General features: G+C 61.5%; 18 protein-coding genes. 7 read left to right on the top strand and 11 right to left on the bottom strand.

From position 1 onward, the window contains the following. Positions 1 to 144 precede the first annotated feature (144 nt). The 3 genes from phbB (at position 145) to yddG (ending at position 2,976) form a co-directional block, all read left to right on the top strand. Positions 145 to 867 (top strand): acetoacetyl-CoA reductase, encoded by a 723-nt coding sequence (phbB, locus tag GOX63_RS15265; protein ID WP_170327209.1) that lies wholly within the window; start codon positions 145 to 147, stop codon positions 865 to 867. A 298-nt stretch (positions 868 to 1,165) separates the two neighbouring features. Then, positions 1,166 to 2,113 carry a transcriptional regulator GcvA gene (locus GOX63_RS15260; protein ID WP_170327210.1) on the top strand — a complete coding sequence of 316 codons (948 nt, stop codon included), beginning with the start codon at positions 1,166 to 1,168 and terminating at the stop codon, positions 2,111 to 2,113. Next, a complete protein-coding gene (yddG, locus tag GOX63_RS15255) occupies positions 2,110 to 2,976 on the top strand; it encodes an aromatic amino acid exporter YddG (RefSeq protein WP_170327211.1) in 867 nt (288 codons plus the stop codon). The genes GOX63_RS15260 and yddG overlap by 4 nt, the downstream gene beginning before the upstream one ends. Here yddG and GOX63_RS15250 read toward each other — a convergent pair. The 3 genes from GOX63_RS15250 to GOX63_RS15240 form a co-directional block, all read right to left on the bottom strand. Continuing rightward, entirely contained in the window at positions 2,973 to 3,137 is a 165-nt protein-coding gene (locus GOX63_RS15250) for a YdcH family protein (protein ID WP_170327212.1), read from the bottom strand. The two genes, yddG and GOX63_RS15250, sit on opposite strands and share 4 nt — an antisense overlap. A gap of 121 nt (positions 3,138 to 3,258) precedes the next feature. Continuing rightward, on the bottom strand, positions 3,259 to 4,032 hold the full coding sequence (locus GOX63_RS15245; protein ID WP_170327213.1) for a tRNA1(Val) (adenine(37)-N6)-methyltransferase: 774 nt from the start codon (positions 4,030 to 4,032) through the stop codon (positions 3,259 to 3,261). Next, a complete protein-coding gene (locus GOX63_RS15240; RefSeq protein ID WP_170327214.1) occupies positions 4,029 to 4,244 on the bottom strand; it encodes a putative signal transducing protein in 216 nt (71 codons plus the stop codon). The genes GOX63_RS15245 and GOX63_RS15240 overlap by 4 nt, the downstream gene beginning before the upstream one ends. A gap of 56 nt (positions 4,245 to 4,300) precedes the next feature. Here GOX63_RS15240 and GOX63_RS15235 point away from each other — a divergent pair, with 56 nt between their 5' ends. Beyond that, a complete protein-coding gene (locus GOX63_RS15235) occupies positions 4,301 to 5,299 on the top strand; it encodes a polyprenyl synthetase family protein (RefSeq protein WP_170327215.1) in 999 nt (332 codons plus the stop codon). Here the strand turns inward: GOX63_RS15235 and GOX63_RS15230 are convergent. The 4 genes from GOX63_RS15230 to soxR form a co-directional block, all read right to left on the bottom strand. Continuing rightward, on the bottom strand, positions 5,292 to 6,113 hold the full coding sequence (locus GOX63_RS15230; RefSeq protein ID WP_170546301.1) for a 4-(cytidine 5'-diphospho)-2-C-methyl-D-erythritol kinase: 822 nt from the start codon (positions 6,111 to 6,113) through the stop codon (positions 5,292 to 5,294). The two genes, GOX63_RS15235 and GOX63_RS15230, sit on opposite strands and share 8 nt — an antisense overlap. Continuing rightward, positions 6,103 to 7,818, bottom strand: a complete 1,716-nt coding sequence (locus GOX63_RS15225) for a tetratricopeptide repeat protein (protein ID WP_174826806.1) — start codon at positions 7,816 to 7,818, stop codon at positions 6,103 to 6,105. The genes GOX63_RS15230 and GOX63_RS15225 overlap by 11 nt, the downstream gene beginning before the upstream one ends. Positions 7,819 to 7,919: 101 nt before the next feature. Continuing rightward, positions 7,920 to 9,566 carry an electron transfer flavoprotein-ubiquinone oxidoreductase gene (locus GOX63_RS15220; protein WP_170546295.1) on the bottom strand — a complete coding sequence of 549 codons (1,647 nt, stop codon included), beginning with the start codon at positions 9,564 to 9,566 and terminating at the stop codon, positions 7,920 to 7,922. A gap of 135 nt (positions 9,567 to 9,701) precedes the next feature. Beyond that, positions 9,702 to 10,157, bottom strand: a complete 456-nt coding sequence (gene soxR / locus GOX63_RS15215) for a redox-sensitive transcriptional activator SoxR (RefSeq protein ID WP_170327219.1) — start codon at positions 10,155 to 10,157, stop codon at positions 9,702 to 9,704. An 87-nt stretch (positions 10,158 to 10,244) separates the two neighbouring features. Here soxR and GOX63_RS15210 point away from each other — a divergent pair, with 87 nt between their 5' ends. From GOX63_RS15210 to GOX63_RS15200, 3 genes are all read left to right on the top strand, one after another. After that, positions 10,245 to 10,625 carry a VOC family protein gene (locus GOX63_RS15210; protein WP_170327220.1) on the top strand — a complete coding sequence of 127 codons (381 nt, stop codon included), beginning with the start codon at positions 10,245 to 10,247 and terminating at the stop codon, positions 10,623 to 10,625. 140 nt (positions 10,626 to 10,765) lie between these two features. Next, positions 10,766 to 11,236, top strand: coding sequence for a transcription elongation factor GreA (gene greA / locus GOX63_RS15205; protein WP_170327221.1), 471 nt, complete (start codon positions 10,766 to 10,768; stop codon positions 11,234 to 11,236). A gap of 13 nt (positions 11,237 to 11,249) precedes the next feature. Beyond that, the gene (locus GOX63_RS15200; RefSeq protein WP_170546292.1) at positions 11,250 to 12,242 is read left to right on the top strand and encodes a hypothetical protein; all 993 of its coding nucleotides are present in this window, start codon (positions 11,250 to 11,252) and stop codon (positions 12,240 to 12,242) included. Here GOX63_RS15200 and GOX63_RS15195 read toward each other — a convergent pair. The 4 genes from GOX63_RS15195 to mobA are packed head-to-tail and all read right to left on the bottom strand — an operon-like array spanning position 12,239 to position 15,223. Beyond that, positions 12,239 to 12,832: a GNAT family N-acetyltransferase gene (locus GOX63_RS15195; protein WP_367647209.1), complete on the bottom strand. Its 594-nt coding sequence runs from the start codon at positions 12,830 to 12,832 to the stop codon at positions 12,239 to 12,241. The genes GOX63_RS15200 and GOX63_RS15195 overlap by 4 nt on opposite strands. Beyond that, positions 12,829 to 14,094, bottom strand: coding sequence for a molybdopterin-binding protein (locus tag GOX63_RS15190; RefSeq protein ID WP_170546289.1), 1,266 nt, complete (start codon positions 14,092 to 14,094; stop codon positions 12,829 to 12,831). The genes GOX63_RS15195 and GOX63_RS15190 overlap by 4 nt, the downstream gene beginning before the upstream one ends. Beyond that, entirely contained in the window at positions 14,091 to 14,582 is a 492-nt protein-coding gene (mobB, locus tag GOX63_RS15185; RefSeq protein ID WP_170546284.1) for a molybdopterin-guanine dinucleotide biosynthesis protein B, read from the bottom strand. The genes GOX63_RS15190 and mobB overlap by 4 nt, the downstream gene beginning before the upstream one ends. Next, positions 14,579 to 15,223 (bottom strand): molybdenum cofactor guanylyltransferase MobA, encoded by a 645-nt coding sequence (gene mobA, locus GOX63_RS15180; protein ID WP_170546282.1) that lies wholly within the window; start codon positions 15,221 to 15,223, stop codon positions 14,579 to 14,581. Before mobA ends, mobB begins: the two co-directional genes overlap by 4 nt. Between the last annotated feature and the right edge of the window lie 9 nt (positions 15,224 to 15,232).

Raw genomic sequence — 15,232 nt, 5'->3', positions numbered from 1 at the left:
CTTTTTTGTTACAATTACCCCTTACCCGATAGATGCGACAATATCACCGGACAGAAAAACGAAATCGAGCACGAAACGATATTGCGCAACAATCTCTCTCAGAGTAACAGAATTACCAAGCAGACTAAATTGGAGGAATCCTCAATGGCACGTACAGCACTCGTAACCGGCGGCTCCCGCGGCATCGGCGCAGCAATTTCCAAGGCGCTCAAGGCCGAAGGGTATAATGTTGCAGCAACCTATGCCGGGAACGACGAAGCGGCGGCAAAATTCACCGAGGAAACTGGCATCGCCACCTACAAGTGGAACGTGGCCGATTATGACGAATCCAAAGCGGGTATCGAAAAAGTCGAAGCCGAGGTCGGCCCGATCGACATCGTGGTTGCCAACGCCGGCATCACTCGCGACGCGCCGTTCCACAAGATGACCCCGGATCAGTGGAAAGACGTGATCGACACCAACCTGACCGGCGTGTTCAACACCGTCCACCCCATCTGGCCCGGTATGCGTGAACGCAAGTTCGGCCGCGTGATCGTTATCAGCTCGATCAACGGTCAAAAGGGCCAGTTCGCGCAGGTGAACTATGCCGCGACCAAGGCGGGCGATCTGGGCATCGTCAAATCGCTGGCGCAGGAAGGCGCACGCGCAGGCATCACCGCCAACGCGATCTGCCCCGGTTACATTGCGACCGAGATGGTCATGGCGGTTCCGGAAAAGGTTCGTGAATCCATCATTGGCCAGATCCCAGCCGGTCGCCTGGGTGAGCCCGAGGAAATCGCCCGCTGCGTGGCGTTCCTGGCGTCCGACGATTCTCAGTTCATCAACGGCTCGACCATTTCGGCCAACGGTGCACAATTCTTCGTCTAATTAGACGATCCGCAAGAAATCGGGCCGGTCCTTTTGGACCGGCCCTTTTTTATCCCGTAAGAACGCGCGCGCTGCGCTCAGCGGGAACCGAACAGCCATTTCAGGGCATTGTTGATTGCGCGGGACCGTTCCAAGTGCGCGCGCTGAAAGGCGCGGGCCATTGCGGTGTTGCTGGTGACCTCGAACATGCAAGTATCCTTTCAATTCAGTTTTGTTTGACTTGCATTGAATGTGAACCTTAACCTAGCGACTGACAAACGAGCTTTTTTCCGCCATCAGATAAGAATTTCTTGACGATATGAGCAGCGCACTTCCCCCTCTGACCGCCCTGCGCGCCTTTGATGCCGCCGCACGGCACATGTCCTTTGCCAAGGCGGCAGACGAGTTGCATGTGACACCCGCGGCACTGTCTTTTCAGATCAAATCCCTCGAGGAACATCTTGGCCGCCCCCTGTTTCACCGCCTGAACCGCGCGGTGGAGCTGACCGAGGCCGGGCGCGCCCTCGCCCCCGGTGCGGCCGAAGGGTTTGCCACGTTGCAGGCCGCGTGGCAGGCGACCCGGCGGCAGGGCAACGACACCAGTCTGACAGTGACCGCAGGCCCTGCGCTGACGGCCAAGTGGCTGGCGCCGCGGCTCTATGATTTTGCCCGGTCGCATCCCGAGATTGACCTGAAGTTTTCGGCCACCCTGAGGATCGTGGATCTGGAACGCGACGATGTGGATGTGGCCATCCGCTTTGGCTATGGCCCGGATGAGGGGATGTATTCCGTCCCCGTCCGCAAAGAATGGCTGACCCCGGTAATGACCCCCGAACTGGCTGAACAGTTTCCGACCGTCGAAAGTCTGAAGGACGCGCCGCTGATCCACGACGACTCGATTGCGTTTCTGCGGCCCCGTTGCGACTGGCCCACCTGGTTCCGGGCCGTAGGGGTCGAATTCACGCCCGAGCATGGCGCGCGGTTCTCGAATGCCGATCACGCGATCGATGCCGCCGTTGCGGGTGTTGGCGTGGTGCTGGGTCGCCGCGCCATGATCCTGAAGGACATGACCGAGGGGCGGCTGGTTGCCCCCTTCAAGGTCGCCATCGAGACCCGCGGGCGGTTCCGCTTTCTGTGCCTGCCCGGTGCCGAAAACCGGCCCCAGATCGCAGCGTTTCGGGACTGGTTCGTTGCCGAGATCGAAAAGACCGCGCATATCTCGGACGAATTCAAGATCATCCCGGTGGAAGACATCCCGACCTCATGACCAGAACACGCGCAACAGCCATAGGGTTTATCGCCGTTTTGCTGTGGTCCTTGCTGGCCCTGTTCACCGTTGGGTCGTCTCCGGCCCCACCCTTGCTGCTGAACACCATCTGCTTTTCGATCGGCGGCACGCTGGGCCTGATCTGGACCGGGGCCAACGGTGGGTTGCGCCAACTGCGCGCGGTGCCCATCACGACATATCTGTTCGGCACTTTGGGGCTGTTCGGATACCACGCGCTGTATTTTTCGGCCCTGCGCATGGCCCCGGCAGCCGAGGCCGGGCTGATCGCCTATCTCTGGCCGCTGCTGATCGTGCTGTTTTCCGGGTTGCTGCCGGGTGAGAACCTGCGCCTCGGACATCTGATCGGCGCCTGCCTTGGCTTTGCCGGGGCGGCTGTGATTATCGGCGGTGGCGGCAGCATGGGGTTTCAGGCCGATCACCTGCCGGGCTATGGGCTGGCCCTGCTCTGCGCGCTGACATGGTCGGGCTATTCGGTCCTGTCGCGGCGACTGGGCGATACGCCGACCAGTTCGGTCGCCGTATTCTGCATCGCCGCCGCTTTCGCTTCGGGCCTGCTGCATCTGGCGGTCGAAGACACCGTCTGGCCGAAGGATGCAATCGGCTGGATATCAGTCGCGGCACTTGGGCTGGGACCAGTCGGGCTTGCGTTCTATGTCTGGGATATCGGGGTCAAGCAGGGCGACATTCAGATGCTGGGCACGGCGTCCTATGCGGCACCCTTGTTGTCTACGCTGGCTTTGGTTGTGGCCGGGATCGCCGCCCCATCCTGGGGTCTGGCGATCGCGGCCGTGTTCATCACAGGCGGCGCGGCGATTGCCGCGCGGGCCAGTATGAGACGCTAGTTCGACAGTCGCTCGATCTCTTCCTTCAACCTAAGCTTTTGCTTTTTTAGCTGAGCAATGTGGAGATCGTCGATGCCAGGCGAGCGTTGGGCTTGTTCTACTTCAAGACCGAGAGATTCGTGCTTTTTCTTCAGTTCGGTCAGGTGTGCGCTCACGCTCATGGCGATACTCCTCTGTTGGTGTCTGAGTTTCACGTAAGAAGTTGACCACATCGTTTCCACCCTGTCACGCTGCAGACGCACAGAAAATGTCATAAATCCGACAATTTCGGCTGGTTAATGCCTATCGGTCGAAAATGCCGCAGATCGCGGCCCCGTCGCGCAGTACGGCTGAGACCTGTGGCGTATAGCTTTCACCGTCTTTTTCGTGACGTTCGCCCGCGTGCAAAATCAGCGGCGCGTGTAACCGAAACGCCGCCTTACCGCCCTTTCTGGCCCGCAAAATGACCAGTTCAGCGGTGCGACCGGTACGCGCGGCCAGCGGCAGCACCTCGACCGAGCCCAGACGCCCGGCGCAGCCCGCCAGCATGTCAGGCAGACGGTCGGCCTTTTGGATCATGTGAAGATACCCGCGTGGCGCGAGGCGCTTGGCTGCGACGTCGAACCAGTCCGTCAGAGGCGTTTCCTCTCCCAAGGCCACGCTGCGCCCCTTATCCGCAGCCGGGCTATGCGCCCCGGCGCGGTAATAAGGCGGATTGGCGATCACGTGGTCGAATTGCCTTTGTTTCAGGTTGGCAGGCAGAGCGTTCAGGTCTGCTTCGATTACCTCCAGCGACGCCCCGTTTTCGACTGCGTTCCGGCGCGCCAGATCGGCATAAGCAGGCTGCAGCTCCACCCCGACCCCCTGCAGTCCCGACACGCGGGCCAACAGACACAAGATCGCGGCACCGGCTCCGCAGCCCAATTCCAGCACGGTGTGACCACGTGTCGCCGGAACCGACGCCGCCAGCAGCACCGGATCCACCCCAGCGCGATAGCCCGCACGCGGTTGCCACAAGCGTACACGCCCGTCCAGAAAATCGTTACAAGTCAATTCTTTATCGGAAAACAGGCTCATCGTCCCAGCGGAATGTCGTTGTCGCGCATCACCCGTTCCGCCCGGATAAGGTCATCCGCCCGCACCATCAGGCGGCGGGGGAAGATTCCGATGCCGCCTTCGAGGATGCTCATATTTACGTCCATCTGAAAGCAGTCTATATCCTCTCCCTCAAGAAGGGCCGAAGCAAAGGCCAGGATCGTTGGATCGGTGCTGCGCAAAAGTTCTTTCATGGGGATGGATGTAAGGGCAAGGACCGCCGAAAGTCGAGCCTTGTATCAGGAGTGTGATGGATATCGACACGATCACAAAACCGCATGAGCGGCTGGCGGAAATTCTGGCCGGCGAAATGGACGCGGTCAATGAGCTGATCCGCACGCGTATGGCCTCTGAACATGCGCCGCGCATTCCCGAAGTGACCGCACATCTGGTTGAGGCCGGCGGTAAGCGCCTGCGCCCGATGCTGACCCTGGCGGCCGCGCGGTTGTTCGGTTATCCGGGCGACCACCATGTTCGGCTGGCGGCAACGGTCGAGTTCATCCACACCGCCACCCTGCTGCACGACGACGTGGTGGACGAAAGCGCCCAGCGGCGCGGACGGCCTACGGCGAACCTGTTGTGGGACAACAAATCCAGCGTCTTGGTCGGCGATTACTTGTTTTCCCGCAGCTTCCAGCTGATGGTTGAGACCGGATCGCTGCGGGTTCTGGACATTCTGGCCAATGCCTCGGCCACCATTGCCGAAGGTGAAGTGCTGCAGATGACGGCCGCCACCGATCTGGGCACGGATGAGGCGATTTACCTGCAGGTCGTGCGTGGCAAAACCGCCGCGCTGTTCTCGGCCGCAACCGAAGTCGGCGGTGTGATCGCCGGCGCCTCGGAAGAGCAGGTCAAGGCGCTCTATGACTATGGCGATGCGCTGGGTATCGCCTTCCAGATCGCGGATGATCTGCTGGATTATCAGGGCGATAGCAAAGCCACCGGCAAGAATGTCGGTGACGATTTCCGTGAACGCAAGCTGACCCTGCCGGTAATCAAGGCGGTGGCGCAGGCAACCCCCGAGGAACACGCCTTTTGGGAGCGCACCATTGGCCGGGGCCGCCAGGAAGATGGCGATCTGGACCATGCGCTGGGTCTGATGGGAAAATACGGCACTCTGGACGCCACCCGTGCGGATGCGTTTGGATGGGCCGCCAAGGCCAAGGCATCGCTGGATGCCCTGCCCGATCACGAGATCCGCACCCTGCTGCGCGATCTGGCTGACTACGTGGTCTCGCGCCTTAACTAAGTTGCGTCGCGCGGCACCACCAATCGGGATGGGCCGCGCCGATCTCATAAGCCGCGAAATGCGCGTCTTTCATCGTTGGGTATAACGCAAAACAGGTCGAACCTGAGCCTGACATCCGGGCCAGCAGGCTATTCTTTGTATCTGCCAACTCCTCAAGCACACGGGCCACCTCCGTGGCCAGCCCGGTGGTGGGCGGCTCAAGATCATTGCGCTGATCCTGCAACCACGCGGCACAGTCCTGAGGCGTGTTGAAGGCTGGGATCACGCCCGGCATGGGCGGGTTGTCACGGCTGGTCAATGCCGAGAACACCGCGCCTGTCGGCACTTCGACGCCGGGATTGACCAGCAGGGCGGGCAATGGGGGCAATGTGATCGGGTCCAACTGCTCACCGATGCCGCGCATCCGTGCAGCAGACGCCAACATGCACACCGGAACATCCGCACCCAAAGACAAAGCGGCATCCGGCGAGACAGCCCCACCCTGATCCGCAATCATCCGCAGCGTCGCCGCAGCGTCGGATGAGCCCCCGCCGATCCCGCCGCCGTGGGGCAGCACTTTGTTCAGATCGATATGCCCCGTCCAGCCCGCAGACTCGGCGGCTTTCCAGACCAGATTGCGGTCGTCCGTGGGCACACCCACCGCATGCTCACCGGTGACAGCCATCGACAATGTGGGGCCGGGGGTAAACTCCAACGTGTCGCCGACATCTCCGAATACCACCAGCGAATCCAGCAGGTGGTAGCCGTCCGGCCGCTGGCCGGTTACATGCAGGGTCAGGTTGATCTTGGCGGGTGCGAAGGCCTTAATGGCCATTGGCGACCTTCAGCGGCTCGGCACCTTCTTCGGCCAGAACCGCGTCCAGCCCAATCTCAAGCTTGCGGCGGATGCGTTCGGGGTCGGCCTCGGCATCCGTGTCAGACGGGTCGATGAAGGACAGGGCGCGGCTCCACTGGAACTCGGCCTCACGCCCACGACCCACGGCCCAGTACACATCGCCCAGATGGTCATTCACCACCGGATCGACCGGCATCAGTTCGACCGCGCGCTCCATATGCTCGACCGCTTCGTCATAGCGGCCCAGACGGAACAGGACCCAGCCCAGACTGTCGACGATATAGCCGCTGTCGGGTCGCGCCGCGACGGCGCGTTCGATCATCTCAAGCGCCTCATCCAACTTTTCCTGCCGTTCAACCAGCGAATAGCCCAGATAGTTAAGCACCTGCGGCTGATCCGGGTTCAGCTCCAATGCGCGGCGGAAATCGGCCTCGGCCTGATCCCAGTTCTTCAACCGCTCATGCGAGATACCGCGGGCATAGTGCAGGAACCAGTTGCCGCCCGTACCGCTCTCAGTCAGCTCTATCGCCTTGTCATAAGACGCGATGGCGCTCGCGTATTCCTCTTGCTGGCGCTGCAGATCGGCCAGTGCCACATGCACGCTGGGCAGGTCCGGGCTCTGGCTGGCGAGCGTCTGCAACACTTCGGCGGCTGCATCTTTTTTGCCCCACCGGCTGAGCACCTCGGCCCGGCCAAGTTCGGCGGCGTGGTAATCGCTGCTGCTGGATGGCACCATGCGATAGGCGTCTACCGCCAGATCATATTGCTCCAGCTCGTCCAACAGCTCGGCGCTCAGCAGGATCGCGTCCACGTGATCGGGCCGCAGGAATGTGGCGATGCGCGCATATAGCAGGACGTAGTTTTCAGCTGCATCGTTGCTGAGCGCGGCGCCGACGGAAAAGAACACTTCGGCCATACCGTCCTGAGCCGATTGCGCATGGGTGAACGGCAGCGTTTCACCGGCGCTCAGACGCGCGACATAACCTTCGATGGACGGATCGCTGCCAGCGACAAAGACCTCCGCCAGAAACTGCAGCGCCTCGTCATGACGGTCCAGTTGCGACAGAACTTCGGCCCGGGAAAGAGCCGCACGGCGCGAAAATCGGGACACAGCACCATTGTTCGCCGAAAACACCTCTTCGGCGCCTTCAAAATCACCCACCGACGCCAGGGCCAGCGCCTTGTGGTACAGCGCAAAGTCCCGCAGCCCGTCCTGCGTGGCGACCTCGTCGAATTGCTCCATGGCGCGGGTCATGGCACCCTGACCGATATAGGCCCAGCCCGCCATCAGACCGTCGACCAGAGGCCCCACGCCCTGTGTTTCGGGATCCAGCGCCAACAGGTCGTCCAGCTTGCCCTCGGCCCCCAGATTGGCGGTGATCACCATCCGCGCCGCCTGACTGGGCAGGTCCATGTCCGCGATCGCCTGTGCAACAGGCAGCGCACGCTGCACCTCGCCCAGGGACAGGCGTGCGACGACGACGCTTTCCAACAAGGTCGCATTTTCGGGATCGGCCTTCAGGGCGCGAGCATAGTATTTCTCGGCTGCGGTATAGTCGTTCTCGTAAATCGCCTGGCGGCCCGCCAGATAGGCGCCGGACCCATTATCCGCTTGAACCGGAAAAACAAAAGACGAGGTGAACAGCACAGCCAGCGCTGCGCGACGAACCAGAGAAACCACCAAAATCCTGCCTTGCTATTCTTGTCTGCGCAACAAGCTAGGGCTTTGGCTGGCAAGAGGCAATGGCAGAGCCTTCACGACCCTGCCAGTGCCCGGATTTTCGCTTACATGTTGGGATAGTTCGGGCCATCCCCGCCCTGCGGTGTGGTCCAGGTGATGTTCTGGCTGGGGTCCTTGATATCGCAGGTTTTGCAGTGGACGCAGTTCTGGAAGTTGATCACGAATCGCGGACCGTCTTCATCCTCGACCATCTCGTACACACCCGCCGGGCAATAACGCTGCGCCGGTTCGTCGAACTTGGGCAGGTTGACCTTCACCGGAATGTCCGGATCGGTCAGCTTCAGATGGCAGGGCTGGCTTTCCTCGTGGTTCGTCATTGCAAACGAGACGTTGGTCAGACGGTCGAAGGACAGCGTGCCATCGGGTTTGGGGTAGTCGATGGGCTGATGCTTGCTGGCCTCTTCGGTCGACTGCGCGTCGTTCTTGCCGTGGCCCAGAGTGCCCAGCAGCGAGAAGCCCAGCGTGTTGGTCCACATGTCCATGCCACCCAGCACGAGGCTGGCGGTCAGGCCGTATTTCGACCACAGCGGCTTGACGTTGCGCACCTTCTTCAGGTCGCTGCCAATGGCACCATCGCGCACGTCGGTCTCGTACGCGGTCAGCTCATCGCCCGAACGGTCGGCCTTGATGGCGTCAAAGGCGGCCTCAGCCGCGGCTTTACCGGACAGCATCGCGTTGTGGTTGCCCTTGATGCGCGGCACGTTGACCATGCCCGCCGAACAGCCCAGCAGCGCCACACCCGGCGCGACCAGTTTCGGCATCGACTGAAGGCCGCCCTCGGTGATCGCACGGGCACCGTAAGCCACGCGCTTGCCGCCTTTCAGCAGCTCGGCCACCATCGGGTGGTGCTTGAAGCGCTGGAATTCCATGTACGGATACAGGTGCGGGTTCTTGTAGTTCAGGTGAACCACGAAGCCGACATAGACCTGATTGTTTTCCAGATGATAGATGAACGACCCGCCACCTGCATTGCTGCCCAGCGGCCAGCCCATGGTGTGCGTGACCGAGCCTTCCTTGTGCTTGGCCGGGTCAATCTCCCAAATCTCTTTCATGCCGACGCCGTATTTCTGCGGCTCTTTACCAGCAGACAGGTCGTACTTGGCGATGACTTCCTTGGAGAGCGAACCACGGACACCTTCCGAGAGGAAGACGTATTTTCCGTGCAGCTCCATGCCCGGCTCGGTGCCCGGACCATAGGACCCATCGGGTTCCAGACCGAATACACCGGCAACCACGCCTTTGACTTCGCCGTTCTCGCCATAAACCAGCTCGGAACAAGCCATGCCCGGGAAGATTTCCACGCCCAACTCTTCGGCTTGCTCGGCCATCCAGCGGCAGACATTGCCCATCGACACGATGTAGTTGCCGTGGTTGTTCATCAGCGGCGGCATCGGGAAGTTGGGGATGCGGATTTTACCTGCCTCACCCAGCATGTAGAAATTGTCTTCGTGCACCGGCACGTTCAGCGGCGCGCCTTTTTCCTTCCAGTCCGGAATCAGCGCGTCCAGACCACAGGGGTCCAGCACCGCACCCGACAGGATATGCGCACCCACTTCCGAACCCTTTTCCAGAACGACAACGTTCAGGTCCGCGTCCAGCTGTTTCAGACGTATGGCCGCCGACAGGCCCGCGGGGCCTGCACCCACGATCACCACATCGTATTCCATCGCTTCGCGTTCAATCTCGGCCATCGCGGGCTCCTTAGCTAACTTTCCGAATTGGCGCTTTCACTGCGTGGTCTGCGCAATATTGTTTCACGGCTGATTACATGGTCTGAAAGACCTTGGTCAATCAAAACACGGCGTAACATTGCTGCAATGCGGCAGTTATGCCTCGGGAGTGTCCCCCATGAGGTATCTGGGACCGCTACCATGGGATTTGGCGCGGTCATCAGGGTTGTATAGGGCACATTTCGGCAGGCTCAGGCAGCCGCAGCCAATGCATCCGTCCAGATTGTCGCGCAACCGCATCAGGGTATCGATTCGCTGGTCCAGATGGGACCGAAGGCCGATGCTGATCTTTTGCCAGTCTTTCGGTGTCGGCGTGCGGTTCCCCGGCAAGCCCGACAACACCTCGCGAATCTCGGGCAGGGTCAGACCGAACTGCTGGGCAATCATGATGAAACTCAGCCGCCTTATGTCGGCGCGCTGGTACCGTCGCTGCCCGCCCGCGTTACGCCAGGGCGCGATCAGCCCCTGCGCCTCGTAGTACCGAATGGCGGACACCGCTAACCCGGTGCGCCGCGCCAAGGCACCAATCGCCAACCCTTCGGATACAGCCATATCGCCCTCTCAAAAATTCCTTGACCTAAAGTTAGGTTTAGAAATTACGGTGAGTCGAAACAAGCCTCAATTCGCAAAGGAGATCCCATGATGGCGACGCTTGAACATACCAACTTCACCGTCCGCGACCCGCAGGCTTCGGCCGCGTGGATGCACAAGGTGTTTGGCTGGAAAACCCGCTGGGAAGGCCCGGCCATTGCGGGTGGATACACGGTGCATGTGGGCAGCAAGCATACCTATCTGGCGCTCTATGCGCCCAGCGATCCGAAACCCTCGGGCGAAAGCAGCTATGACATCGTTGGCGGCCTGAACCACGTGGGTGTGCTGGTCGAAGATATCGACTCGACCGAGCAGAAAGTGATCGACGCAGGTTTCACCCCCAAATCCCACGCCGATTATGAACCGGGCAAGCGGTTCTACTTCAACGACGACAATGGCATCGAATTCGAGGTGATTAGCTACGCTTAGGCTGTAATCCGCCCGGTGCATGGCCATGCCCTCTTGCATTTCACGCTCCATTTGGGTCAGGTATTTGCCAACCCATCAAATCGCCCCGACGCTGGTTCCATGCGGCGGGGCGCATCACTTTTTGAGTGGACGATAAGAGTATGGAAAAGATTCCAATGACGCCTGCGGGCAATGCCGCGCTCGAGGCAGAGCTGAAAAACCTGAAATCCGTTGAACGCCCGGCGATCATCGAAGCCATCGCGACAGCGCGCGAATTGGGTGACCTGAAGGAAAACGCCGAATACCATTCGGCGCGCGAGAAGCAGGGCTTTATCGAAGGCCGCATCAAAGAGCTGGAAGGCATCCTGTCTCTGGCCGATGTGATCGACCCCGCCAAGTTGTCGGGCGCGATCAAGTTCGGCGCCAAGGTCACACTGGTCGATGAGGACACCGACGAGGAAAAGACCTGGAAGATCGTGGGTGAGTATGAGGCCAATATCGAAAATGGCCTGCTGAACATCAAGTCGCCCATGGCCCGCGCCCTGATCGGCAAGGACGAAGGCGACAGTGTCGAGGTACGCACCCCCGGCGGCGTGCGGTCCTACGAAGTTCTGAACATCGAGTACGCCTGACCGGAGCGCTCCCATGTCTGAGCCCACGCCTGAACAGGAAACCGAGCGACCGACCTCACTGGGCATCTACGACAAGCCCTCGCGCCCGGCGGTGACCGAGATCGAGATCGCGGCCATCGTGCTCAGCGTGATCTGGCTGGTGGTGTCTGTGGTGTTTCTGGTGCTGCCCGGCCAGACGCAGGGCGGTGGGTTCGTTGTGACCCTGCTGGCGGTGTTCATGCCGGTGGCGATGATCTGGGTTGCCGCCACTGCGATGCGCGCCAGCCGCGTGATGCGCGAAGAAAGCGAACGCCTGCAGACCGCGATCGACGCGATCCGACAGACCTATGTCATCCAACAACAGCGTGCGGCCAGCACGTACGAGCCGGCTGTCAGCAAAAAACTGGACGAAATCGCCGAAGCCACCAAAAAGACCGAGAGTGCGCTGGCAACGTTTTCGACCAAGCGAACCGAGGCACCGCGCGCAGCCGCGCCAAACGGCACAGGCGATCAGACAACACTAGAACTGGGCACACAGGCCGAGGACATCGCGCAGCCGCTGGGCACCGACATTTTCATCCGCGCGCTGAACTTTCCTGAAACGCAGGACGATACCGAAGGGTTCAACGCCCTGCGTCTGGCGCTGAAAGACCGCAAGACCGCGCAACTGGTGCAGGCCTCGCAGGATGTTCTGACCCTGCTCAGCCAGGAAGGCATCTATATGGATGACCTGCGCCCCGACATGGCCCGGCCCGAGGTCTGGCGGCAGTTCGCACAAGGTGCGCGCGGGCGTTCGGTGGCTGCTCTGGGCGGTATCCGCGACCGGTCCTCGCTGGCGCTTACGGCGGCGCGGATGAAGCAAGACCCGATCTTTCGCGATGCCGCGCATCATTTCCTGCGCCGTTTTGACCACATGATCGTGGCCTTTGAACCCGAGGCCAGCGACGCCGACCTGACCGCCCTTGGTGAAACCCGCACGGCACGGGCTTTCATGCTGCTGGGGCGTGTGGCCGGGACGTTCGACTAAGGCGCGGTGACGGCCCAGCTCATGCGCGTGGCGCTGCTGAATCCAAAAAGATACTGAAACGGCCCGGCCTTTTCCTTGCTGACGGCTTTGAAGCCCTCGCGTTCATACAAGGCCTTTGCGCGCGGGTTGGTGTCAATCACGTCCAGCTGAACCTCTGACATGCCCGATTTGCGGGCCTCATCCTTGATCGCGGACTGCAGCGCGGTTCCGACCCCCTGCCCGCGTGCTTCTGCGGCGACAAAGATACCGTCCATCTGAAACACGCCGGGTTGCAGATCCCGCTCCAGAACGCTCAGCAACAGACCGCGCCACGCGCCGCCAAACCAGCCATATATGTTTGCCAAATCGGACAAGCTGCCCTCGACCAGCCCGCCATCCTTGGTTTTGAACCCAGCCAGCCCCAACAACTGCTTTGAACTGTCCCGCGCGACCAGGGCAAATTTCGGGTTTATGGCTTGTTCAATGAAGGCCAATCCCTTTTTGTCCGGTCCCATGACCTTGTGCAGCTTGGCTGCAAAAGCCTGCCAGAACAGGTCTGCGGCCTTTGGTCGTTCCGCCTCGGTGAAACCCTGTTCGATCCTGACAGTCACAACCCAAAGCTTCCATAGGGTATGAAACGGACCATATCGCCCGGTTTGATGTGGCGCGCGCCGTCCTCGATCTCGACCAGCCCCTCGGCCCAGCTGAGTCCGCTGATCCGGCCCGACCCTTCCGAAGCGAACACCTCGGCCTGGCCATCACGGACACGGGCGCGCAGGTATTCACGGCGCCCCGGTTTCTTGCGTTTTTCGAACGCCGCGGGCAGGTCAAAGCCTTGCGGATCCTGCCAACCTTCACCCGCCATCAGACCCAGTGCCGGGCGGGCAAAGATCAACGTGCAGACCATGGCCGCCACCGGATTGCCCGGCAGGCCGAAGACCGGTGTTCCGTCCCACATGCCCAGCGCCAGAGGCCGCCCGGGTTTCAGTGCGATCCGCCATTCCTGCATCGCGCCCGCCTGCCGCAACAGAGCCGAGACATGATCCTCATCCCCGGCGGACGCCCCGCCGCTGGTCAGGATCACATCCGCCTGCCCTGCCGCCCGGTTCAGGCTGTCGCGCAGGGTGTCACGGTCATCCGAAACGCGCCCCATATCCACCGGCTGAAACCCGATGCGCGCGATCAGCGACAGCAGCATCGGGCGGTTGGCGTCGAATATCTGGCCCGGCCCGGCGGGTTCGCCGGGTTCGACCAACTCGTCCCCGGTGGACAATACCGCCACCCGCAGCGTTTCCCGGACCGAGACTTCGGCAAGACCCGTCGCGGACAGCAAGGCCAGATCGGCGGGCGTCAGCCTGCGACCGGCGGACAGAACCGGGTCGCCCTCGGCCACGTCCTCACCGGCGCGGCGTGTGTTGGCACCATGTTTCAAAGGGCCGTGAAAGGCGATGTGACCCTCTTGAACGGTGACGTCTTCTTCAAGAATGACGGTATCCACGCCCGCAGGCAGGGCCGCACCGGTCAGCACGCGCAGCGCATGGCCGTCTGGCACAGTGCCGTCGAACGGAATGCCCGCCGCCGCCCGCCCCGGATGCAGGGGCATCACCTGCGGACCCTCCGGCACAGATCCGGCAAAACCATAGCCATCTACCGCCGTGTTCGGCAGCGGCGGATTGGAGCGTTTGGCGATGACATCCTCGGCCAGAATGCGCCCGGTTGCCTGTTCTAACGGCAGGGTTTCAGCACCCATCCTCACCGTCAGTCGCTGGCGCAGCAGGGCCAGCGCGTCGTCCACCGGCGTCCAATTCACCCCGGCGGGCAGCGCAAAACAATCATTACGCAGGGGCGGCGGAGTGATGTTCGGTTTGGTCATAATCCGACCTCCTGCAGGATAAAATCCGCGATGGCTGCGGTGTCATCCAGATCAAATACCGGGCAATCCACGGTCAGCGGCGTATCGCTGGCCACGGCGCGGATGGTTGTGTTTTCGGGCGCCATCAAAGCGTTTTTGGCCTCGGCCCGAAACGCCTCGACCTTGGGATGAGCTTCGCGTTTGAATCCCTCGATCAACACTAGATCGACCGGCGACAAACGCGCCAGAAGATCATCCAGAGACGGCTCGGGCGCGCCGCGCAGTTCCTGCATGATGGCGATGCGCTGGCCCGAGGCCAGCAGCACCTCGGACGCGCCCGCGATGCGGTGGCGATAGCTGTCGGTGCCCGGCTGATCGACATCAACGCTGTGATGGGCGTGTTTGACCGTCGAAACGGTGAAACCCCGCCCGGTGATCTCGTTCACCAGCCGTTCCATCAACCCGGTTTTGCCCGCATTTTTCCAACCTGTGACGCCGTAGACCCTCATGCCTGCTCCAGCAGCTTTTCTGCCCGCGCCAGATCGTCGGGCGTGTTGACGTTGAAGAAGGGATCGAACGGTTCGGCGTCGAACAGGGCCTCGCGCCCGTCATGTTTGTCGGTCCACAGCACGACCTTACGCAGCCCGTCGTTCAGCGCGTCGCGCAGATCGTCTCGCAGCGCCACGGGCCAGAGGCCAAAGGTCGGGTGCCGGTTGATACGCTTTCCGCCACCTGATTTCAGCATTTCATCGCCAGTGCGCGGTGTGGTTGCCAGCACGAGCGGGTGCTTTTGCCCCTCGGCGGCCCGCGCCAGACGTGTCACCAGATCGCGCGGGAAGAACGGCGTGTCGGCGGCGGCGGTGACGATACTGTCCGCCCCATGCTCTGCCGCCCAGTCGAGCCCGGCCAGAACGCCCGCAAGAGGGCCAGCGAACCCTTCGATCGTGTCGGGCAGAATGGGCAGGTTCAGATCAGTGAACCGTTCGGGATCACCATTTGCGTTCAGCGCCAGCCCGTCCACCTGAGGGGTCAGCCGTTTGATGACATGGGTTAGCAGGCTCTGCCCGCCGATCTGCAGCAGGCCCTTGTCGCCACCGCCCATCCGGGTGGCCAAACCGCCTGCGAGGATAACTCCGAGAGGTTTGGTCATTTCATATCC

Origin of the sequence: Ruegeria arenilitoris (assembly GCF_013031355.1) — a bacterium.
In the GTDB taxonomy this organism is placed as follows: domain Bacteria; phylum Pseudomonadota; class Alphaproteobacteria; order Rhodobacterales; family Rhodobacteraceae; genus Ruegeria; species Ruegeria arenilitoris_C.
Note: the sequence above shows the minus strand (reverse complement) of the source record. Positions and strands in the feature narration are given on the sequence as shown.